The 20,039-nt window shown below is 72.0% G+C and carries 18 protein-coding genes; 5 read left to right on the forward strand and 13 right to left on the reverse strand.

Going from position 1 to position 20,039, the window contains the following annotated elements; translation table 11 throughout:
• Positions 1–402: 402 nt before the first annotated feature.
• Together ACZ60B_RS34195 and ACZ60B_RS34200 are read right to left on the reverse strand one after the other, a co-directional pair.
• Positions 403–1,377 carry an aldose epimerase family protein gene (locus tag ACZ60B_RS34195; protein ID WP_469394020.1) on the reverse strand — a complete coding sequence of 325 codons (975 nt, stop codon included), beginning with the start codon at positions 1,375–1,377 and terminating at the stop codon, positions 403–405.
• A gap of 15 nt (positions 1,378–1,392) precedes the next feature.
• Entirely contained in the window at positions 1,393–2,283 is an 891-nt protein-coding gene (locus ACZ60B_RS34200) for an SGNH/GDSL hydrolase family protein (protein ID WP_469394022.1), read from the reverse strand.
• A gap of 255 nt (positions 2,284–2,538) precedes the next feature.
• Between ACZ60B_RS34200 and ACZ60B_RS34205 the strand changes: the two genes are divergently transcribed.
• Positions 2,539–3,033 carry a DUF3145 family protein gene (locus ACZ60B_RS34205; protein WP_162468288.1) on the forward strand — a complete coding sequence of 165 codons (495 nt, stop codon included), beginning with the start codon at positions 2,539–2,541 and terminating at the stop codon, positions 3,031–3,033.
• Between the two features lie 497 nt (positions 3,034–3,530).
• Here ACZ60B_RS34205 and ACZ60B_RS34210 read toward each other — a convergent pair whose 3' ends face one another.
• The 5 genes from ACZ60B_RS34210 to ACZ60B_RS34230 form a co-directional block, all read right to left on the reverse strand.
• Positions 3,531–4,802, reverse strand: coding sequence for a beta-ketoacyl-[acyl-carrier-protein] synthase family protein (locus ACZ60B_RS34210; RefSeq protein ID WP_469394025.1), 1,272 nt, complete (start codon positions 4,800–4,802; stop codon positions 3,531–3,533).
• A gap of 85 nt (positions 4,803–4,887) precedes the next feature.
• Positions 4,888–5,136: an acyl carrier protein gene (locus ACZ60B_RS34215; RefSeq protein WP_029384719.1), complete on the reverse strand. Its 249-nt coding sequence runs from the start codon at positions 5,134–5,136 to the stop codon at positions 4,888–4,890.
• Positions 5,137–5,237: 101 nt separating this feature from the next.
• Complete coding sequence (locus ACZ60B_RS34220) at positions 5,238–6,239, reverse strand: beta-ketoacyl-ACP synthase 3 (protein ID WP_469394027.1); 1,002 nt, start codon at positions 6,237–6,239, stop codon at positions 5,238–5,240.
• Positions 6,240–6,261: 22 nt separating this feature from the next.
• Positions 6,262–7,182: an ACP S-malonyltransferase gene (locus ACZ60B_RS34225; protein ID WP_469394029.1), complete on the reverse strand. Its 921-nt coding sequence runs from the start codon at positions 7,180–7,182 to the stop codon at positions 6,262–6,264.
• Between the two features lie 87 nt (positions 7,183–7,269).
• On the reverse strand, positions 7,270–8,475 hold the full coding sequence (locus tag ACZ60B_RS34230) for a PucR family transcriptional regulator (RefSeq protein ID WP_469394031.1): 1,206 nt from the start codon (positions 8,473–8,475) through the stop codon (positions 7,270–7,272).
• 95 nt (positions 8,476–8,570) lie between these two features.
• Between ACZ60B_RS34230 and ACZ60B_RS34235 the strand changes: the two genes are divergently transcribed.
• Entirely contained in the window at positions 8,571–9,227 is a 657-nt protein-coding gene (locus ACZ60B_RS34235; protein WP_469394115.1) for a pirin family protein, read from the forward strand.
• A gap of 39 nt (positions 9,228–9,266) precedes the next feature.
• On the opposite strand, the gene ACZ60B_RS34240 is transcribed toward ACZ60B_RS34235, so the two are convergent.
• A complete protein-coding gene (locus ACZ60B_RS34240; protein WP_469394033.1) occupies positions 9,267–10,088 on the reverse strand; it encodes a serine hydrolase domain-containing protein in 822 nt (273 codons plus the stop codon).
• Between the two features lie 177 nt (positions 10,089–10,265).
• On the opposite strand from ACZ60B_RS34240, the gene ACZ60B_RS34245 reads away from it, so the two are divergent.
• A complete protein-coding gene (locus ACZ60B_RS34245) occupies positions 10,266–10,751 on the forward strand; it encodes a MerR family transcriptional regulator (protein WP_469394035.1) in 486 nt (161 codons plus the stop codon).
• An 18-nt stretch (positions 10,752–10,769) separates the two neighbouring features.
• On the opposite strand, the gene ACZ60B_RS34250 is transcribed toward ACZ60B_RS34245, so the two are convergent.
• The 3 genes from ACZ60B_RS34250 to ACZ60B_RS34260 form a co-directional block, all read right to left on the reverse strand.
• Positions 10,770–11,642, reverse strand: a complete 873-nt coding sequence (locus tag ACZ60B_RS34250) for a DUF4429 domain-containing protein (RefSeq protein WP_469394037.1) — start codon at positions 11,640–11,642, stop codon at positions 10,770–10,772.
• A gap of 66 nt (positions 11,643–11,708) precedes the next feature.
• Entirely contained in the window at positions 11,709–12,926 is a 1,218-nt protein-coding gene (locus ACZ60B_RS34255; protein ID WP_469394039.1) for an alpha/beta hydrolase, read from the reverse strand.
• Between the two features lie 126 nt (positions 12,927–13,052).
• Positions 13,053–13,706, reverse strand: a complete 654-nt coding sequence (locus tag ACZ60B_RS34260; RefSeq protein WP_469394041.1) for a TetR/AcrR family transcriptional regulator — start codon at positions 13,704–13,706, stop codon at positions 13,053–13,055.
• A 94-nt stretch (positions 13,707–13,800) separates the two neighbouring features.
• Here ACZ60B_RS34260 and ACZ60B_RS34265 point away from each other — a divergent pair, with 94 nt between their 5' ends.
• Together ACZ60B_RS34265 and ACZ60B_RS34270 are read left to right on the forward strand one after the other, a co-directional pair.
• Positions 13,801–15,426 (forward strand): MFS transporter, encoded by a 1,626-nt coding sequence (locus tag ACZ60B_RS34265; RefSeq protein ID WP_469394043.1) that lies wholly within the window; start codon positions 13,801–13,803, stop codon positions 15,424–15,426.
• Between the two features lie 305 nt (positions 15,427–15,731).
• On the forward strand, positions 15,732–16,019 hold the full coding sequence (locus tag ACZ60B_RS34270) for a small hydrophobic protein (RefSeq protein ID WP_469394118.1): 288 nt from the start codon (positions 15,732–15,734) through the stop codon (positions 16,017–16,019).
• Positions 16,020–16,211: 192 nt separating this feature from the next.
• Here ACZ60B_RS34270 and ACZ60B_RS34275 read toward each other — a convergent pair whose 3' ends face one another.
• Together ACZ60B_RS34275 and aceE are read right to left on the reverse strand one after the other, a co-directional pair.
• Positions 16,212–16,976, reverse strand: a complete 765-nt coding sequence (locus ACZ60B_RS34275) for a potassium channel family protein (RefSeq protein WP_469394045.1) — start codon at positions 16,974–16,976, stop codon at positions 16,212–16,214.
• 78 nt (positions 16,977–17,054) lie between these two features.
• Positions 17,055–19,787: a pyruvate dehydrogenase (acetyl-transferring), homodimeric type gene (aceE, locus tag ACZ60B_RS34280; RefSeq protein WP_469394047.1), complete on the reverse strand. Its 2,733-nt coding sequence runs from the start codon at positions 19,785–19,787 to the stop codon at positions 17,055–17,057.
• Positions 19,788–20,039: the final 252 nt, after the last annotated feature.

The raw sequence follows: 20,039 nt of genomic DNA on the forward strand, positions 1-20,039 counted from the left end.
CCCGCCGCCGCGTGGACCGTCCGCGCAGGGGCGCCTCGTCGTGCGCCGGCGCACGACGAGCCGGGCAGGGCCCCTCCCGCCGCCCCGCCGCCCCGCCGACCTGCCGGTTTCCCGGGTGCCGAGGCCGTGCCGGGCGGGAGGACCGCGGTCGCGACGGAGATTCCGCAGCGGTTCTCTCGAGATTTGGGATAGAAGGCGAGCTGGTGGGTATTTGTGAAGGGTTAGTACGAACTTCGCCTCGTCCGCTCGATCGCCGACCGCGGAGCGAGCACGACGGTTAACGTCTGATCCGGGCGCCTACGTCCCGGGCCCTCCGGGCCCAGGGGCTCCGGCGCCCCCCGAAGCAGCCCCGGTCCGGTGACCTGACCTCCGGACCGGGGCTCATTCACTTCCCGGGACCGGTCAGCGGGTCGAGAACGCGTACACCGTCGCCGAGCGGTACACCGAGCCCGGCCGCAGCTCGGTGCTCGGGAACTCCGGACGGTTCGGGGAGTCCGGGAAGTGCTGCGTCTCCAGCGCGACCCCGTCGCCGGGCGCGAACGGGGCCTGAAGGTGGTCCGCGGTGTACAGCTGCATCCCCGGCTCGGTCGTCGCCACCGTCAGCACCCGCCCGGACCCCGGGTCGTGCAGCTCGGCCACCTCCTCGACGGCCGGCGTCACCCCCTTGTCCAGGACGAAGTTGTGGTCGTAGCCGGTGCCCACCTTGCGGGCCGTGCGGAAGTCGAACCGGGTGCCCGTCACGTCCTCCAGCACACCGGTCGGGATCAGGTCCGCGTCGACCGGCGTGTAGCGCGAGGCGTCGATCCGCAGCTCGTGTCCGCCGGTGCTCCCGGCCCCGCCGCCCAGGTCGAAGTAGCTGTGGTTGGTGAGGTTGACCACGGTCGGCTCGTCCGTGGTGGCCTCGTAGGAGATCCGCAGCGCCCCGGACGCCTCCAGGGCGTACGTCGCCGAGACCTCCAGCCGGCCCGGGAAGCCCTCCTCGCCGTGCGGGCTGACCCGGCTCAGCCGCACCCCGTGCTCGACCGGCGTCACGTCCCACACCCGCTTGTCGAAGCCGCGCTCACCGCCGTGCAGCGAGTTCGGCGGGTTGTTGGGCTCCAGCGCGTAGGTGAGCTCGCCCAGCGGGAAACGGCCGCCCGCGATCCGGTTGGCGTACCGGCCGACCAGCGCGCCGAGATACGGTCCCGGGTGCGCCAGATAGCCGGCCAGGTCGGCGAACCCCAGCACCACGTCCCCGGGGCGCCCGTCCCGGTCGGGGACCTCCAGGGACTGCACGATCCCGCCGTACGACAGGATCCGGACCCGGGTCCCGGCCCGTTCCAGGGTCCAGACATGGACCGGGGTGCCGTCGGGAAGTGTGCCGAAAAGTTCGCTCATGTGGGAAACCCTAGGTCACGGTTCCCGTGCCGTGACGGTGCGGTAGGCGATCTCCGCGAGCCGCGCCTGCCCGTCCGTGCTCGGGTGGAACCAGTCCCAGTGGCTGAGCTGGTCCGTGCCGAAGTGGTAGTCGTAGACCGCGTTCCGGTCGAAGCGGCACCGGTCGTCCTTCGCGCACACCTCCTCCAGCACCCTGTTGTACGCCTCCACCCGCTGCTGCACCGTGTCGCGCCGGGCCGTCGCCGCCGCGTCCAGCGCGTCCGCGTCGCCCAGCATGGACGGGCAGATGCCGAGCCGCCAGATCTGCTTGCCGAGCGGGTTGGAACGCCCCTGCGACCACAGTCGCTTCAGGTTCGGCACGCTCGCCACGTACACCTGCGTCTTCGGCAGCTCCTCGCGCAGGATGCGCAGCGCGTCCTCGAAGTCCGCCCGGAAGTCCGCGACCGGCGTCATGCTCGAAACGGTGGACCGGCAGGCGTCATTGGCCCCCGCCATCACCGTCATCAGCTGCGGCCGCCGCGCCGCCGCCCGCTCGACCTGCGCGGGCAGGTCCGCCATCCGGGACCCGGTCACCGCGTAGTTCCAGCTGTGCCCGGCCGCGCCCGCCGCCCCCAGCAGCCGTACGGCGAGGCTGTCGACCCTCGCCGAGCTGCCCGTCGCCCACGACACCTCAGGACAGTCCGACAGGACCGCGCAGGCGTCGAAGCCGCGGGTGATGGAGTCACCGACCGCCGCCACCGAGTCCGGGCTGCGGTCCCACACCGGGGTGGGCGACGGCTTCGCCCGACCCTGCGCCCCGCCCGAACCCGGCGGGTCGCCGCCGGCCGCGTCGCACCCCCCGGCACCCAGGACGGCCGCCGCCACGACGGCGACGACGGCTCGCAGCCGGCTGCTCCGCTTCCGCATCCTCGGCCATCCCCTCGGTCGTCCCGTACGTCCTCCCCCTCCATCACAACGTGCGGGGGTTCCCGCCCGGTCCGGTGCAACGCCGTACCGCGTACAAGCGTCCCCCTGGGTGAATGGCAGGCGATTGTGGGTACCGGGACCGACGGTACGTCACACTCCTTGCGTCGCCGCACGGTAGCCTCGCCATCAACGTGGCCGACGCGCCACTGAGCATGGCCCCAGTAGCAAGATGTCCCGCTCTGCCCGGAGGTCCCGGTGACGACACGTGGAGTTCTGTACGTGCACTCCGCGCCGCGCGCGCTGTGCCCGCATGTCGAGTGGGCCGTCGCCGGGGTGCTCGGTACGCGCGTCAACCTCGACTGGATCCGGCAGCCCGCCGCGCCGGGCACCTGGCGCTCGGAGTTCTCCTGGCAGGGCGAGGTCGGCACCGCGTCCAAGCTCGCCTCCGCCCTGCGCGGTTGGCAGATGCTGCGCTTCGAGGTCACCGCCGAGCCCTGCCCCACCGCCGAGGGCGAGCGCTACAGCTGCACCCCCGACCTCGGCATCTACCACGCGGTCACCGGGATGCACGGCGACATCCTCATCCCCGAGGACCGGCTGCGCGCCGCCCTCCAGCGCTCCCAGCGCGGCGAGACCGACCTGGAGGCCGAACTCGCCAAGCTGCTCGGCAAGCCCTGGGACGACGAGTTGGAGCCGTTCCGGTACGCGGGCGAGGGCGCCCCGGTGCGCTGGCTGCACCAGGTGGTCTGACCCGCGGCCCGGCCCGATCCGCCACCGCGCCCAGCCGCCGACGCGGCCCCCGTCCGCACGCCCGCACACCCGCCGGGTATGCCGTCACGTGACGTCCGCCGCGAACGCCGTCACGTAACGTCCGTCGCGCACGTCGTCACGTACGTCCATCGCGCACGTCGTCGTGCACGTCCGTCGCGCACGTCGTCACGTACGTCCATCGCGCACGTCGTCGTGCACGTCCGTCGCGCACGCCTCACGCGAGCCTGGCACGGGCCCGTCGCGCGGCATGGCGCGGGGGCCGCGACGCACCCGTCCCGCGGCATGGCACGAGGGCGGCAGCGCACCCGTCCCGCGGCTTCCCGAGGCGGCACGCGCACGACGGGCCGCATCCGCGCCCCGCTCCGGACCCGCCCCCGCGCGGCCCGTCCCGGAACGGACCGCGGCCCGTCGCCCGCGCCGGAGCACGGGGGACGGGCCGTCGGAGGTCCTCGAAGTCATCGGCGAGGACGGTGAGCTCAGATCGTGCGGAAGGCCAGCACCACGTTGTGGCCGCCGAAGCCGAACGAGTCGTTCAGCGCGGCGATCCGGCCGTCGACGGGGAGCTTGCGCGCCTCGCCGCGGACGATGTCGGCGTTGGCCGCCGCCTCCGGGTCGAGGTTCTCCACGTTGATGGTCGGCGGCGCCACCCGGTGGTACAGGGCGAGGATGGCCGCGACGGACTCGACACCGCCCGCGCCACCGAGCAGGTGACCGGTCATCGACTTGGTCGCCGAGACGGCCATGTGGTCCGTGTCGTCGCCGAAGACCTTGCGCAGCGCCTTCAGTTCGGCGATGTCACCGGCCGGCGTGGAGGTGGCGTGCGCGTTCACGTGCACGATCTCCGCCGGGTCCAGGTCCGTGCTGTCCAGCAGGTGCTGGAGGGCGTGCGAGATGCCGCGGCCCTCCGGCTCCGGCTGCACGATGTCGTGGCCGTCGGCGGAGATGCCCTGGCCGACCGCCTCCGCGTACACCCGGGCACCGCGCTTGGCGGCGTGCTCGGCCGACTCCAGGACGATCACGCCGGCGCCCTCGCCGAGGACGAAGCCGTCGCGGTCGACGTCGTAGGGGCGCGAGGCGCCCTGCGGGTCGTCGTTGTTCTTGGACATCGCCATCATGTTGCCGAACGCGGCGATGGGCAGCGGGTGGATCGCCGCCTCCGTGCCACCGGCGACGACGACGTCGGCACGGCCGGTACGGATCATCTCGATGGCGTAACCGATGGCCTCGGCGCCCGACGCGCAGGCGGAGACCGGCGTGTGCACACCCGCGCGGGCGCCCACGAGCAGACCCACGTTGGCGGACGGGCCGTTCGGCATGAGCATCGGCACGGTGTGCGGGGAGACGCGGCGGACGCCCTTCTCCTTGAGCACGTCGTACTGGTCGAGGAGGGTCGTCACACCGCCGATGCCGGAGGCGATGACGGTCCCGAGACGGTCGGGGTCGACCGCGCCGTCCTCACCCGCGCGAGCGGTGAAGCCGGCGTCGGCCCAGGCCTCCTGGGCCGCGATCAGCGCGAACTGCGCCGAACGGTCCAGACGGCGGGCCTGCGGCCGCGGGATGACCTCGGTGGGCTCCACGGCGACCGGGGCCGCGATACGGACGGCCTGGTCGGCCGCCCACTCCTTCTCCAGGGGCTTGACGCCGGAACGACCGGCGATCAGGCCCTCCCAGGTAGAGGCTGCGTCGCCACCCAGCGGTGTGGTTGCGCCGATACCGGTGACGACCACGGTGCGATTGGTCGGGCTCACGGGAATTCTTTCTCCAACGGATACGAGGATTCAGCGGCGCCACCGCCGGGTGGCGGGGCCGGCAGCTCCCGGCCTAAGGGGTTGCTCAGGCCTGGTGCTTGAGGATGTATTCGGTCGCGTCACCGACGGTCTTGAGGTTCTTGACGTCCTCGTCGGGGATCTTGACGTCGAAGCGCTCTTCGGCGGCGACGACGACCTCGACCATGGACAGCGAGTCGACGTCCAGGTCGTCGGTGAAGGACTTGTCCAGCTGGACGTCCTCAACCGGGATCCCGGCGATCTCGTTCACGATCTCCGCGAGACCGGCGACGATCTCTTCCTGAGTGGCGGCCATGTCGGCGCTCCTTCGTAGATGTTCCAGAGGGTGTGGCTCCCACCGCGAGCGCGGCGGGTGGTGCGTTTCCCGTACCGGATGCATGATCCGGCACGGAGTGCCTAGGGGAGGGTAACGACCGTCGCGGCGTACACGAGACCCGCCCCGAAGCCGATGACGAGCGCGGTGTCGCCGCTCTTCGCCTCGCCGGTCGCCAGGAGCCGCTCCATCGCGAGCGGGATCGAGGCGGCCGAGGTGTTGCCGGTGGTGCGCACGTCACGCGCGACCGTGACGGTCCCCGGCAGCTTGAGTGTCTTCACCATCGAGTCGATGATCCGCTCGTTGGCCTGGTGCGGGATGAAGACGTCCAGTTCGTCCGAGGTGATCCCGGCCGCCTCCAGCGCCTGCTGGGCGACCTTCGCCATCTCGAACACGGCCCAGCGGAACACCGCCTGGCCTTCCTGGGTGATCGCGGGGAACTTCTCGACCTCGCCGTTGCGGTAGTCCGTCCACGGCACGGTCTGCTTGATGGTCTCGGACTTGTCGCCCTCCGAGCCCCAGACGGTCGGGCCGATGGCCGGCTCCTTGGAGGGGCCCACGACGACCGCGCCCGCGCCGTCACCGAACAGGAAGGCCGTGGCCCGGTCCTCCAGGTCGGTCAGGTCGGACAGCCGCTCGACCCCGATGACCAGGACGTACTCCGCCGAACCCTCGACGATCATGCCCTTGGCGAGGGTCAGGCCGTAGCCGAAGCCCGCGCAGCCCGCCGAGATGTCGAAGGCGGCCGCCTTGGCGGTGCCCAGCTTGTGGGCGATCTCGGTGGCGACGGCCGGGGTCTGCTTGAAGTGCGAGACGGTCGAGACGACGACGGCGCCGATCTGCTCGGCGGAGATCCCGGCGTCGGCGATCGCCTTGCCGGAGGCCTCGACCGACATCGCGGCGACGGTCTCCTCGTCGCTCGCCCAGTGCCGCGTCTCGATGCCGGAGCGCGAGCGGATCCACTCGTCGGACGAGTCGATCGTCTCGAGGATCACCTCGTTCGGCACGATCCGGGTGGGACGGTAGCCGCCCACGCCGAGGATGCGCGCGTACGGGGCGCCCTTGCTGGGCTTGATCTTCGACATGATCGGTCGGCTCCTCGGGTCGTCAGGCATGCTCGGCGATGAGTTCGCGAGCCGCGTCCAGGTCGTCGGGGGTCTTCAGGGCCAGCGTCGTGACGCCGGGCAGCGCGCGCTTGGCCAGACCGGTCAGCGTGCCGCCGGGGCACACCTCGATCAGCGCCGTCGCGCCGAGCTCCTTGAAGGTCTCCATGCACAGGTCCCAGCGGACCGGGTTGGCGACCTGGCCGACCAGCCGGGCGACGACCTCGTCGCCGGTGGCGACGGTCCGCCCGTCCTTGTTGGAGACGTACACGACCTTCGGGTCGGCGGGCACGAGCTCCTTCGCGGCCTCGGCCAGCTTCTCGACCGCGGGACCCATGTGGTGCGTGTGGAAGGCGCCGGCCACCTTCAGCGCGACGACCCGGCGCACGCCCTCGGGCTTGTCGGCCTCCAGCGCCGCGAGCTGCTCCAGCGTGCCCGCGGCCACGATCTGGCCCGCGCCGTTGACGTTGGCCGCGGTCAGGCCCAGCTTCTCCAGGTGCGGGACGGTCACCTCGGGTTCGCCGCCGAGCAGCGCCGACATGCCGGTCTCGGTGATCGCGGCGGCCTCGGCCATGGCCAGGCCGCGCTTGCGCACGAGGCTCAGCGCGGTGGTGTCGTCGAGGACGCCCGCGAAGGCCGCGGCGGTGATCTCGCCGACGCTGTGGCCCGCGACCGCGCCCGGGGCGAGGTCCGTGACGGCACCGAGTGCCGAGGCGGACAGCAGTCCGGCGGCGACCAGGAGCGGCTGCGCGACAGCCGTGTCCCGGATCGCGTCCGCGTCGGCCTGCGTGCCGTAGTGGACGAGGTCCAGCCCGATGGCGTCCGACCACGCGGCGAGGCGGTCGGCGGCACCGGGCAGTTCGAGCCAGGGGGTCAGGAAGCCGGGCGTCTGAGCGCCCTGGCCGGGAGCGACGAGTACGAGCACTCTCACACTCTCTCTTGGGGACGGCCGCGGCCGCCCGTGGGGACAGGGACGAAGAACAGCAGGGGGTTTTGTAGGCCTTCGACAAACCTAGGTCTGGGGATCTCCATCGACCAGACGCCCCAGGATCAGCGCGATCCTCAGTGTGAACGCGGATCGTACATCGGATGGCGACCAGCCGGTGACGTCCGTCACACGTCGGAGCCGGTAGCGCACGGTGTTGGGGTGCACGAACAGCATCCGGGCGGCACCCTCCAGGCTGCTCGCCTGCTCCAGGTAGACGCTGAGCGTCTCCAGCAGCGCGGACCCGGCTTCCTCCAGCGGTCTGTAGATCTCCTCCACCAACTGCTCGCGCGCGCCGGGATCGCCGGCGATCGCGCGCTCCGGGAGCAGATCGTCCGCCAGCACCGGACGCGGGGCGTCCTGCCAGGCGGAACACGCCTTCAGCCCCGCCGCGGCGGCCTGCGCGGACCGGGTGCCGGCCAGCAGGTCGGGGACGACGGGACCGGCCACCACCGGCCCCTGCGCGAACGGCCCGATCAGCGACTTGGCCACCGCGAGGGGGTTGTCGCTGCCGCCGGCGATCACCACGAGCCGGCTGCCCAGCACCCCGGTGAGCACCTGGAGCTTGGCGTGCCGGGCGGCCCGCCGGATGGCCTCCACGGTCAGTTCGGAGTCGCCGTCCGGGGCGGTGCCCAGCACCACGCACACGTGTTCCGGCGCGTTCCAGCCCAGCGCGGCGGCCCTGCTCACCGCGCCCTCGTCGGCCTCCCCGCTGAGCACGGCGTTGACGACGAGCGACTCCAGACGCGCGTCCCAGGCACCGCGTGCCTCGGCGGCCTGGGCGTAGACCTGGGCGGTGGCGAAGGCGATCTCACGGGCGTAGACGAGCAGCGCCTCGCGCAGCACGCGCTCGTCCCCCGGGGCCGCGACCTCGTCGATCGCGCTCTCCATGACCTCGATGGTGGTGCGCACCATCTCGACGGTCTGGCGCAGGGTGATGGCCCGGGTCAGCTCGCGCGGCGCGGTCCCGAACACGTCGGTGGAGATGGCCTGGGGGGCGTCGGGATGCCGGAACCACTCGGTGAAGGCGGCGATACCGGCCTGCGCGACGAGCCCGATCCAGGAGCGGTTCTCCGGGGGCATCGCCCGATACCACGGCAGCGTCTCGTCCATCCGGGCGATGGCCTGGACGGCGAGGGTCCCGGCGGACTTCTCCAGCCGCTTCAGGGTCGCGGCGTGCGTCTGGGCGTCGTGCGCTGCGGTGGGGGACTTGCTGGTTTCGGGTTCGGGCACGGGACAAGACTGCCTTATCGGGACGCCGACGTGTGCCGCCGGGTCGCGCGCGCGGTCCGCGGCGGGTCCTCCGCGGGGCTACCGTGGTGGTCGTGATGGACGTACGGCGCGCGGGCGAGCGCTACCGCGGAGGGGATCCGCGGGCCGGGATCGACTCCCGGCACGCCTTCTCCTTCGGCCCCCACTACGACCCCGGCAACCTCCGTTTCGGCGCGGTGATCGCCTGCAACGAGGAGCGCCTCGCCCCGGGCGCCGGCTTCGACGAGCACCCGCACAGTCACACGGAGATCGTGACGTGGGTGGTCGAGGGCGAGCTGACCCACCGCGACTCCCTCGGCCGCGAGACGGTGGTGCGCGCCGGGGACGTCCAGCGGCTGAGCGCGGCGTCCGGTGTCCGGCACGTGGAGCGCAACGACGCCGCCGCACCGCTGACCTTCGTCCAGATGTGGCTGGCCCCGCGCGAGCCGGGCGGCGACCCGGTCTACGAGATCGTCCGGGGCATCGCCGACTCCACCCCGTACGCGGTCCCGGAGGCGGCCGCGATGCTGCACGTGCGGCGGCTGGCCGCGGGGGAGCGGACGGCGGTACCGGACGCGGCCCAGGTGTACGTCCATGTCGTCCGCGGCGCGGTACGGCTGGACGGCGCGGAGCTGGCGGCGGGGGACGCGGCGCGGATCACCGACGCGAAGGACCTGGAGGCGGTGGGGGTGACGGCGGCGGAACTGCTGCTCTGGGAGATGGCGGCGGCCTGACCGGCCCGCCGCCTCTGCGCCCCGCCCGGACCCCGCGGGTCAGCGGGCGAGTTCGGCGAGCACCGCGTCGGTGAAGGGGGGCCACGCCTCGACGGCCCAGGGCCCGAAGGCGCGGTCGGTCAGGGCGACGCACGCGATCCCCGCGTCCGGGTCGATCCACAGGAACGTACCCGACTGCCCGAAGTGCCCGAACGTCCGCGGCGAGGACGAGGCGCCCGTCCAGTGCGGCGACTTGCCGTCCCGGATCTCGAAGCCGAGGCCCCAGTCGTTGGGGTTCTGGTGACCGTAGCCCGGCAGGACGCCCTTGGTGCCCGGGTACTGCACGGTCATCGCCTCGGCGACGGTACGCGGATCCAGCAGCCGCGGCGCCTGCACCTCCGCGGCGAAGCGCAGCAGGTCCGCCACCGTCGACACCCCGTCCTTCGCCGGTGAGCCGTCGAGGCCGGTGTCCGTCATGCCGAGCGGCTCCAGCACCGCCTGCCGCAGATACTCGGCGAACGGGATGTCCGTGGCCTTCGCGATGTGCTCCCCGAGCACCTCGAAGCCCGCGTTGGAGTACAGCCGCCGCTCCCCGGGCGCCGACATCACCCGGTGCTCGTCGAACGCCAGCCCCGAGGCGTGGGCGAGCAGATGACGGACCGTCGACCCCGCGGGGCCGGCCGGCTCGTCGAACTCGATCGCCCCCTCCTCGTACGCGACGAGCGCGGCGTAGGCGGCGAGCGGCTTGGTGACCGAGGCCAGCGGGAAACGCCGCCCGACGGGACCGTGGGTCCCCAGGACCGTGCCGTCGGCCCGTACGACACCCGCCGCAGCGGTGGGAACCGGCCAGTTCTCGATCAACGCCAAGCTCTGTGCAGACATGACGTCGAGCCTAAGCGGACCCGAGCCCGGGCTCGCGACACCCCCCGCCGGCCCGATCACCGTCCGCCGCGTGCCGTGCCGCGCCGGGGCGCCGGCCGGCCCGATCACGCCACGCCCGCCGGCTTCTTCACGGCGTGGCTTGCCTGGAGTGCGCTCGAAGGTCATAGCGTGGAGGTCATGACGGTGATGCAGACGACGCCCGCGGCCGCCGAGCAAGCCCCCGCCTCCGCAGACAGCTGCTCCGCCCCGCCGCCACCGCATCCGCGCCCCGACGGCCGGGACAGCTACACCATCAGTGAGGTCGTCGCGTTCACCGGGCTGAGCGCGCACACCCTGCGCTGGTACGAGCGGATCGGCCTGATGTCCCACATCGACCGGTCGCACACCGGTCAGCGCCGCTACAACAACCGGGACCTGGACTGGCTCGGCCTGGTCGGCAAGCTGCGGCTGACGGGCATGCCGGTCGCCGACATGGTCCGGTACGCGGAGCTGGTGCGCGAGGGCGAGAACACCTACGAGGAGCGGCGCGACCTGCTGGTGGCCACCCGGCACGACGTCCTGGCCCGGATCGCCGAGCTCCACGACACGCTCGCGGTGCTCGACCGGAAGATCTCCTTCTACGCGGACGCCGGGCACGTCCACGCCGCGGAGCGGGCGGGCTGACCGTCCCGGCCGGGAGCGTCAGAACTCCGCGAGCAGCTCCGCCTTCTTCACCGAGAACTCCTCGTCCGTCAGCAGCCCGGCCCGGTGCAGCTCGCCGAGATGACGGATCCGCTCGGCGAGGTCGGCGGGATCGCGGCGCGGCGCCGGGACGGTGAGCGCGGCCGCGGGTACGGCCGGCGCGGCCGCCGTCCCGCCGGCGCGCACCGCGGCCAGCACGGCCGCGGCGAACGGCAGCGACTCGTGCACCGGTCCGTACCCCAGGCCGAACACCACCGCCGCCGGGTCCTGGTCCGCCTGCGCGGCCTGCTGCTCGGCCGGGTCCCGCAGCAGCAGTCGCAGATGCCCCTCGAGGACCTCGGGGGAGCGCCACTCGACCCCGGCGAGGCCGGTGACCGGGAAACTCTGGTCGCCGGCCTTCCACTTGGCCGAGGACGCGCCCGTCCAGAACCAGCGGAAGTTCACCGTCCGGCCGTCGAAGGACGCCTTCGCGTCGTACGCCTTGAACTGCCGGGGCGCCTCGGGGGCGGGCACCAGATGGCGCTCGGCCGGGCCGGACTCGGTGAGCAGGGCGCGCAGTTCGTCGGCGTAGTACTCGGCGAGCGTCTCGCGCTCGGCCGGCAGCACCAGCCGGTAGGGGTCGGCCCCCTCCTTGAGCTGCCCGTCGGCCGCCTCCATCAGCGGGTCGGCGCCCGGCCGGGGCTCGGCCCGCAGCACGACCGTGCCGCGTCTGCCGGGGGTGAGGGTCACCGCCTCGATCGCCGCGAGCGGGACGCGCCGTTCACCCAGCGCCTGGAAGAGCTTCGGTGTACGGATCCCCCGTTCGTAGCGGATGAGCACGGAGTCGGACTCGAACTCCCAGGCGGCATGAAATCCGGCCAGTACGTCACCCATACGGCTCATCGTATGCGGCACGAGCTCCTCCGTCGCCTCCCCGGGCAGACCGCGATTTCTGCGTCTCTACGCGCGTTCTGCCGTCGCCTTGCCGGGCAGGCCCGCCCGGCACCCCTTGTCCTGCTGGGCGCACCGGACCGACCGGTACGCGCCCGTGCCGATGTCGGCGAGGTTGCGCAGGCTGTCCGTGCCCGGCTCGAAATAGCCGCTGTGCCCCTGCGCGTCACGCGCCGACAGCACCCGGGCGCCGAACGCGGGGGAGACCGGGTCGGCGCCGTGGCCGAGGCCCCCGACCTCCAGGTGCGGCACGTCCTGTACCCAGTCGCTCGCGTCCCGCATCGCCCACACCCGGGCGGAGGTGCCCAGACGGTCGACGCTCGGCACCCGCATGCCGGGGCTGGCGGCCACGGCTATGTCGACCACCCGGCGGGGCATGTCGCGCGCGGCGACCCCGCACAGCACGGAGCCGTAGCTGTGGCAGAACATGGCGACCGGCGCGTCGCCGGGCAGCGCGCGCAGCAGCGCGTTCAGCCGGACGGCGCCGTCCTCGGCGCGCATCGCGGTGGCCGAGTCGATGCCGAGTCCGGCGGGGGCGGTGTAGTCGGCCCAGGCGATCACGGCGGTACGGACCGCGGGGCGCACGGCCCGCTCGGCGGCGTAGAGGGACTTGGCCATGCCGACCGGCGCCGAGTACCTGCGGTTGGTGCGCTGGAAGGTGAGCAGGTCGGTGTCGACGCCGGGGACGACGACCGAGATCCGCTCGGCCGCGGTGAGATCCCCGAACACCTCGGCGGCGCGGCCGGAGCTCTCCGGGTCGAAGGCGAGGATCTTGCGGCCGCCGCTCATCATCGACTCGAAGCGGTGCATCCTGCGCCCCGCCTCCTGCTGCCCCGCCGGGCTGAGCCGGCTGTCGTGCATGCGCGCCCGCTCGACCTCGCGGGCCTGTCCGAGCGCGACCCGGTTGGCGCGGTAGCGCAGCCGGGCCGGGGCCCCGTTCATGTTGCCGACCGCGAGCGGGTAGCCGGTCGCGAGCGCGTTGCGCTGCCCCGGGGTGAGCGAGGCGAAGAACCGGGACAGCCGGGCGGGGGCCGAGTGCGGGTCGGGCAGCCGGTGTCCGCCGATGCTGCCGTGCTGCCAGGCCGTCAGCGAGGCCTGGAGGGCGGTCGTCTCCCGTTGCTGGCGCAGAGCCGTCCAGCCGGTGGTCGCCAGCATCACGAACACGACGGCCAGAGCGAGCAGCGCGCGCCAGACGTTGAGTTGCGGGGAGGTGCCGAAGGAAGTCACTGGGAGGACACCCTAGGAGAACGAGAGGGCCACGCGTTAACCGAGTGACAGGGATCACGTTTCGATGTGAGTGTCGATGGTCCCGGGGGACTTCGGGCACCGCCGGAGCGAGGTCCCGGCCCGTTCTCAGGCGGGATCGGCGGGCGCGCGCCAGTGTCCGGTGAGGGCCACGCCGACCTGGTCGAGGTAGCGGGCCGTCAGCTCCCGGATCGCCCGCGGGCTGAAGTCCTCGCCGGTGCTCCACTGGCGTTCCGTCACCCGGATCACCCCGCCGAAGACGGCCACCGCGAGGCGGGGCCGCGGATCGGTGTCCAGGTCGAGTCCCTCGCGCTCGGCCAGCACGCGCGCGATGCGCTCCTCCGTCTCCGCCGAGCGGCGCAGATGGGCGGCGAGCAGGGCGGGCGTCGACTCGATCGTCCGGTACATCCGTACGTACAGCTCGACCGGTACGACGGCCTCGATCGCCTCGCTGAGCCGGTCCCAGTCGTCCAGCAGCGCGTTGCGCAGGGCCTCCATGGGAGCCTCGCCCGGCGGACGCGCCGCCACCGACGCGACGAAGTGCGCCTCCGCCATCTCCTGGACGGCGAACGCGGCGTCCTCCTTGCCGGCGAAGTGGCGGAAGAAGGTGCGCTGCGAGACCTCGACGGCCTCGGCGATGTCGTCGACGGTGGTCTGCTCGTAACCGCGGCCGGTGAACAGGTCGAGGGCGGCCCGCAGCAGCGCCTCCCGGGTGCGCTGCTTCTTGCGCTCGCGCAGTCCGGGCGGTGGCGCGGTGTCCATGGGGTCTCTCCTGCCTGTTCGGTACGCGGCGTGACAGTTACCGACTTGTGAACTGGTTTGTCAATTGTCAGTGGCTGTCACTAGCCTCGAAGGCATGACTAGTCAGACCACCATCGACACGACGGGGCCGGGGGACAAGGCGCCGGCCGCCGCCCCGTCCGGTCCGGGCCCGGAGGCCACCGGACTGCGCGGGCACCCGTGGCTCACCCTCATAACCGTCGCCGTCGGCGTCATGATGGTGGCCCTCGACGGCACCATCGTGGCCATCGCCAACCCGGCGATCCAGAAGGACCTCGGCGCCACCTTCGCCCAGGTCCAGTGGATCACCAACGGCTACTTCCTCGCCCTCGCGGTCTCCCTGATCACCGCGGGCAAGCTCGGCGACCGCTTCGGCCACCGGCAGACCTTCCTCATCGGCGTCGTCGGCTTCGCCGCCGCCTCGGGCGCCATCGGCCTGTCCGACAGCATCGCGCTCGTCGTCACCTTCCGCGTCTTCCAGGGTCTGTTCGGCGCGCTGCTGATGCCGGCCGCGCTGGGCCTGCTGCGGGCCACCTTCCCGGCCGAGAAGCTCAACATGGCCATCGGCATCTGGGGCATGGTCATCGGCGCCTCCACCGCCGGCGGCCCGATCCTCGGCGGTGTGCTCGTCGAGCACGTCAGCTGGCAGTCGGTGTTCTTCATCAACGTGCCGGTCGGCGTCCTGGCCCTCGTCCTGGGCAGCCTGATCCTGCTCGACCACCGGGCCGAGAACGCCCCGCGCTCCTTCGACCTCCTGGGCATCGTGCTGCTCTCCGGCGCGATGTTCTGCCTGGTCTGGGCCCTGATCAAGGCTCCGGCCTGGGGCTGGGGCGACGGCAAGACGTGGGCCTTCGTCGTCGGCTCCGCCGTGCTCTTCGCGGCGTTCGGCTTCTGGGAGACGAAGGTCTCCGAGCCCCTGATCCCGCTGGCGCTGTTCCGTTCGGTCCCGCTGTCGGCGGGCGTGGTCCTGATGGTCCTGATGGCCATCGCCTTCATGGGCGGCCTGTTCTTCGTGACGTTCTACCTCCAGAACGTGCACGGCATGAGCCCGATCGACGCCGGCCTGCACCTGCTGCCGCTGACCGGCATGATGATCGTCGGCTCGCCGCTGGCCGGCCTGGCGATCACCAAGCTGGGCCCGCGCGTCCCGCTGGCGGGCGGCATGGCGGCCACCGCGATCGCCATGTACGGCATGTCCACGCTGGAGACGGACACCGGCAGCGGTGTCATGTCGGTCTGGTTCGCCCTGCTGGGCCTCGGCCTCGCGCCGGTCATGGTCGGCGCCACCGAGGTCATCGTCGGCAACGCCCCGATGGAGCTCTCCGGTGTCGCCGGCGGCCTCCAGCAGGCGGCGATGCAGATCGGCGGCAGCCTCGGCACGGCCGTCCTCGGCGCGGTCATGGCGTCCAAGGTGGACAGCGACCTGCCCGGCAACTGGACGGCCGCGGGCCTGCCGCCGCTCACCTCCGCGCAGCTGGACCAGGCCTCCGAGGCGGTCCAGGTCGGCGTGGCGCCGGTGGCCCCGGGCACCCCGGCGGCGATCGTCGCGAAGATCACGGACGTCGCGCACGACACCTTCATCTCCGGTATGGGCCTGGCGTCCCTCGTCGCCGCCGGTGTCGCGGTGGTGGCGGTCTTCGTCGCCTTCCTCACCAAGCGCGGTGAGAACGCCGAAGCGGGCATGGGAGCAGCTCACATCTGACGGGAATCTGGCGGCGTTTTCACCGTAATTCCCCTATGAGGGTGACAACGCCAGAGAATCCTGTCCACCGGCAGGCGCCGCACGTCACAGTGGGTCAAGTCCTCCGGTACGGCATGTTCCACAGGCATGTCCGTACGGCAAGGAGGCGGCCGGGCTGCGGCGCGCTGCCGGAGGGGGGCAGCGCGCCGAGGCCCGCGAGCCCCGGTCCGACGGCCCGCGGGCCCATGACTTGGCGGCCCGATCGGGGGTACCCGCACCTCCGAACCCCGATGCACATCCAACAGATCCCGGGGTTCTGGGAGTTGATGATGGCGGGCTTCGGACAGCGAACACGCGGATACCCCCGCTCACGCGGCCGGATGGGACCGCGGAGCGGGCCGGACCGTGCGACCCTGGCAATCATCGGAGTCATCTGCGCGATCGCGGGCTTCTTCACCCTGGGGATCATCCTGGGTCCCGCGGCGGTCGTCTGCGGCTGGCTCGCCATGGGCCGTACCTGGTCCGGCGCCCGGCCGATCCCGGCCCTGGTCGCCCTGGTGCTGGGTGCCATAGACACCCTCATGGCGATCATGTGGCTCGCGGGCGGCGTCTAGCCGCCCCTGCGGTGAGACCGGACGCGCCGGAGGGCGGGCGCGGCGGCACCCGCGAACGCGGGTGCGCGTCCGCCCCTCCGGCGCGACGCCGGTCCTCCGCCGCCGACGCCGGACTCCGGTGGCGACGCCGGTCGTTCGCTCCCCGGGATGCCGCGCCCGGCGTGACCGACCCTTTCCCCGGACTTCCAGGGTTCAGCGCGTCTGTTCCCCGCCGACCGGCTCCCGTACGGCCGCCGCCCGCGACAGCGCCGCGACCTCCGCGCGCAGCGCCCGGACCTCCTCCGTCAGCCGCTCGATCGCCTCCGTCCGGCGCCGCTCCTCCACGTCGTCCTTCTCGAACCGGGCGATGAACCACGCGGCGATGTTCGCGGTGACCACACCCAGCAGGGCGATCCCGGACAGCATCAGCCCGACGGCGAGCACCCGGCCCATCCCGGTCGTCGGCGCGTGGTCCCCGTACCCGACGGTCGTCATCGTCGTGAAGGACCACCACACGGCGTCACCCAGCGTTCGGATGTTCCCGTTGGGCGAGTCCCGCTCCACCGACAGCACGGCCAGCGAACCGAACATCAGCAGCCCGACGACCGCCCCGCCCACATAGGTCGTCAGCCGGATCTGGGAGGCCATCCGCGCCCGCCGGCCCACCAGCATCAGGGTCGCCACCAGCCGCAGCAGCCGCAGTGGCTGAAGGATCGGCAGCACCACCGCGCCCAGGTCCAGCCAGTGCGTACGGACGAACTCCCGCCGGTGCCCGGACATCGCCAGGCGCACCAGATAGTCCGCGGCGAACGCCCCCCACACCGTCCACTCGGTCACCGTGCACGCGACCGTCAGCGCGTGCCCGGCGGAGCTGTCCACGATCGGCACGGCATAGGCGAGGGCGAACACCACGGCGAGGGCCAGCAGCGGCCGCTGGGTGCGCTGCTCCCAGCGGGCCTGTCCCGATTGTTCCTGCATGAGCGCATCGTAAGGAACGCATAAGGGCGGCGGGACCGATCGGCCCCACCGCCCTGACGTGCGCTCAGGCGCGCGGTGTCACGCGTCGCCCCCGGCCGTCCCCGGATCCGCCGCCGCCACGTCGAGCAACTGGTACCGGTCGACGGCCTGCTTCAGGACCGAACGGTCGACCCTGCCCTCGCGCGCCAGCTCGGTCAGCACCGCGACCACGATCGACGGCGCGTCGATGTGGAAGAACCGGCGTGCCGCGCCCCGGGTGTCGGCGAACCCGAACCCGTCCGCGCCCAGCGACTGGTAGGTCCCCGGCACCCAGCGGGAGATCTGGTCCGGGACCGAACGCATCCAGTCGGAGACCGCCACGAACGGCCCCTCGGCCGTGCTCAGCTTCCGCGTCACGTACGGCACCCGCTGGTCCTCCTCCGGGTGCAGCAGGTTGTGCCGCTCGACCTCCACGGCCTCGCGCCGCAGTTCGTTGAAGGAGGTCGCCGACCAGACGTCGGCGCGCACGTTCCACTCCTCGGCCAGCATCCGCTGCGCCTCCAGGGCCCAGGGCACCGCCACGCCCGAGGCGATGATCTGCGCCGGGACCGTGCCCGAGGTGCCGGCGGCGATCCGGTGGATGCCCTTGAGGATGCCGTCCACGTCGACGTCCGCGGGCTCCGCCGGGTGCTGGATCGGCTCGTTGTAGACGGTGAGGTAGTAGAAGACGTTCTCGCTGTCGGGGCCGTACATCCGGCGCAGGCCGTCCTGCACGATGTGCGCGATCTCGTACCCGTAGGCCGGGTCGTAGGCGACACAGCCGGGGTTCGTCGAGGCCAGCAGCTGCGAGTGGCCGTCCGCGTGCTGGAGTCCCTCCCCGGTCAGGGTCGTACGTCCGGCGGTCGCGCCCAGGACGAATCCGCGCGCCAGCTGGTCGGCCATCTGCCAGAACTGGTCGCCGGTGCGCTGGAAGCCGAACATCGAGTAGAAGACGTAGACCGGGATGAGCGGCTCGCCGTGGGTCGCGTAGGCCGAGCCGGCCGCGATCAGGGAGGCCGTGCAGCCCGCCTCGGAGATGCCGTCGTGCAGCATCTGCCCGGTGGGCGACTCCTTGTAGGCGAGCAGCAGGTCGCGGTCGACGGACTCGTACTGCTGGCCGAGCGGGTTGTAGATCTTCGCGCTCGGGAAGAAGGAGTCCATGCCGAACGTGCGGTACTCGTCCGGCGCGATCAGCACGAAACGCCTGCCGATCTCCTTGTCCCGCATCAGGTCCTTCAGCAGTCGCACGAACGCCATGGTGGTGGCGATCGACTGCTGGCCGGAGCCCTTCTTCACGGTCGCGTACGTCTTGTCGTCCGGCAGGGTCAGCGGCTCGGCGCGCACCACCCGGGTCGGCACGTACCCGCCGAGTCCCTTGCGCCGGTCGTGCATGTACTGGATCTCCTCCGAGTCGCGGCCCGGGTGGTAGTACGGCGGCAGGCCGGACTCCAGCTCCTGGTCGGAGATCGGCAGGTGCAGCCGGTCGCGGAAGCCCTTGAGGTCGGCGACCGTCAGCTTCTTCATCTGGTGCGTGGCGTTGCGGCCCTCGAAGTTCGGGCCCAGCGTCCAGCCCTTGACGGTCTTGGCGAGGATGACCGTGGGCTGGTCCCGGTGCTCGACGGCGGCCTTGAACGCGGCGTAGATCTTCTTGTGGTCGTGACCGCCGCGGCCCAGGTGCAGGATCTGATCGTCGGTCATGTGCTCGACCATGGCGCGCAGCCGCTGGTCGTCGCCGAAGAAGTGGTCGCGGATGTACCCGCCCGACTCGGTGGCGTACGTCTGGAACTGGCCGTCCGGAGTCGTGTTCATCCTGTTGACCAGGATGCCGTCGCGGTCCTGGGCGAGCAGCGGGTCCCAGGTCCGGTCCCAGATCAGCTTGATCACGTTCCAGCCGGCGCCCCGGAAGACCGACTCCAGCTCCTGGATGACCTTGCCGTTGCCGCGCACCGGGCCGTCGAGCCGCTGGAGGTTGCAGTTGACCACGAACGTCAGGTTGTCCAGGCCCTCGCGGGCGGCGATGGTGAGCTGGCCGAGCGACTCCGGCTCGTCCATCTCGCCGTCGCCGAGGAACGCCCACACGTGCGACCTGGAGGTGTCGGCGATCCCGCGCGCGTGCATGTAGCGGTTCATCCGGGCCTGGAAGATCGCGCCGATCGGGCCGAGGCCCATCGACACGGTCGGGAACTCCCAGAAGTCCGGCATCAGCCGCGGATGCGGGTACGAGGACAACCCGTACGGCGCCCTCGACCTCTCCTGGCGGAACGCGTCCAGGTTGCGCTCGCTGAGGCGGTCCAGCAGGTACGCGCGTGCGTAGATGCCCGGCGAGGCGTGGCCCTGGAAGAAGACCTGGTCGCCGCCGTCCCCCTCGTCCTTGCCCCGGAAGAAGTGGTTGAAGCCGACGTCGTAGAGCGAGGCGGAGGAGGCGAAGGTGGCGATGTGGCCGCCGACGCCGATGCCCGGCCGCTGGGCGCGCGAGACCATCACGGCCGCGTTCCAGCGGGTCGCGTTGAGGATCCTGCGCTCGATCTCCTCGTTCCCCGGGAAGAACGGCTCGGCCCTGGTCGGGATGGTGTTGACGTAGTCCGAGCTGCGCATCTCCGGCACGGCCACCCGCTTCTCGCGGGCCCGCTCGATCAGCCGGAGCATGAGGTACCGGGCACGCTCCCGGCCGCGCTCGTCGATGGCGGCGTCCAGGGAGTCGAGCCACTCCTGGGTCTCTTCGGGATCGAAGTCAGGAACCTGACTCGGAAGGCCGCCAATGATGATCGGGTTTCGATCGGATCCGGAAGCCACGCTGGTCCTTACCTGTCAGAGGGCTGCTTTTGCTGTTCTTTCCCGGGTTCTCGGTCTGTCTGCGCCGTTCCCCATCGTGTACCTCAGTGCGACAAACGTCATCTCTACCGAGGGGTAACCCGGTTCTGTGTCACTTCCCCCTGATTCCCAAAGGGGCAAAGGGGGCACAAGGGTGTGGTGTGGTTCACTTCCGGCTGCTGCGGCGTGCCTGGAGTTGGGGCGACACGGCCCGGATCGTCACCGTTTCGGCGG

Source organism: Streptomyces sp. NPDC104096 (assembly GCF_055584385.1).

Excerpts from the sequence above, each read along its gene's own strand:
- ACZ60B_RS34195 (WP_469394020.1), bottom strand. The coding sequence starts at position 1,377 with ATGAGCGAACTTTTCGGCACACTTCCCGACGGCACCCCGGTCCATGTC.
- ACZ60B_RS34200 (WP_469394022.1), bottom strand. The coding sequence starts at position 2,283 with ATGCGGAAGCGGAGCAGCCGGCTGCGAGCCGTCGTCGCCGTCGTGGCG.
- ACZ60B_RS34215 (WP_029384719.1), bottom strand. The coding sequence starts at position 5,136 with ATGGCCGCCACTCAGGAAGAGATCGTCGCCGGTCTCGCGGAGATCGTG.
- ACZ60B_RS34220 (WP_469394027.1), bottom strand. The coding sequence starts at position 6,239 with ATGTCGAAGATCAAGCCCAGCAAGGGCGCCCCGTACGCGCGCATCCTC.
- ACZ60B_RS34235 (WP_469394115.1), top strand. The coding sequence starts at position 8,571 with ATGGACGTACGGCGCGCGGGCGAGCGCTACCGCGGAGGGGATCCGCGG.
- ACZ60B_RS34240 (WP_469394033.1), bottom strand. The coding sequence starts at position 10,088 with ATGTCTGCACAGAGCTTGGCGTTGATCGAGAACTGGCCGGTTCCCACC.
- ACZ60B_RS34245 (WP_469394035.1), top strand. The coding sequence starts at position 10,266 with ATGACGGTGATGCAGACGACGCCCGCGGCCGCCGAGCAAGCCCCCGCC.
- ACZ60B_RS34250 (WP_469394037.1), bottom strand. The coding sequence starts at position 11,642 with ATGGGTGACGTACTGGCCGGATTTCATGCCGCCTGGGAGTTCGAGTCC.
- ACZ60B_RS34260 (WP_469394041.1), bottom strand. The coding sequence starts at position 13,706 with ATGGACACCGCGCCACCGCCCGGACTGCGCGAGCGCAAGAAGCAGCGC.
- ACZ60B_RS34265 (WP_469394043.1), top strand. The coding sequence starts at position 13,801 with ATGACTAGTCAGACCACCATCGACACGACGGGGCCGGGGGACAAGGCG.
- ACZ60B_RS34270 (WP_469394118.1), top strand. The coding sequence starts at position 15,732 with ATGATGGCGGGCTTCGGACAGCGAACACGCGGATACCCCCGCTCACGC.
- ACZ60B_RS34275 (WP_469394045.1), bottom strand. The coding sequence starts at position 16,976 with ATGCAGGAACAATCGGGACAGGCCCGCTGGGAGCAGCGCACCCAGCGG.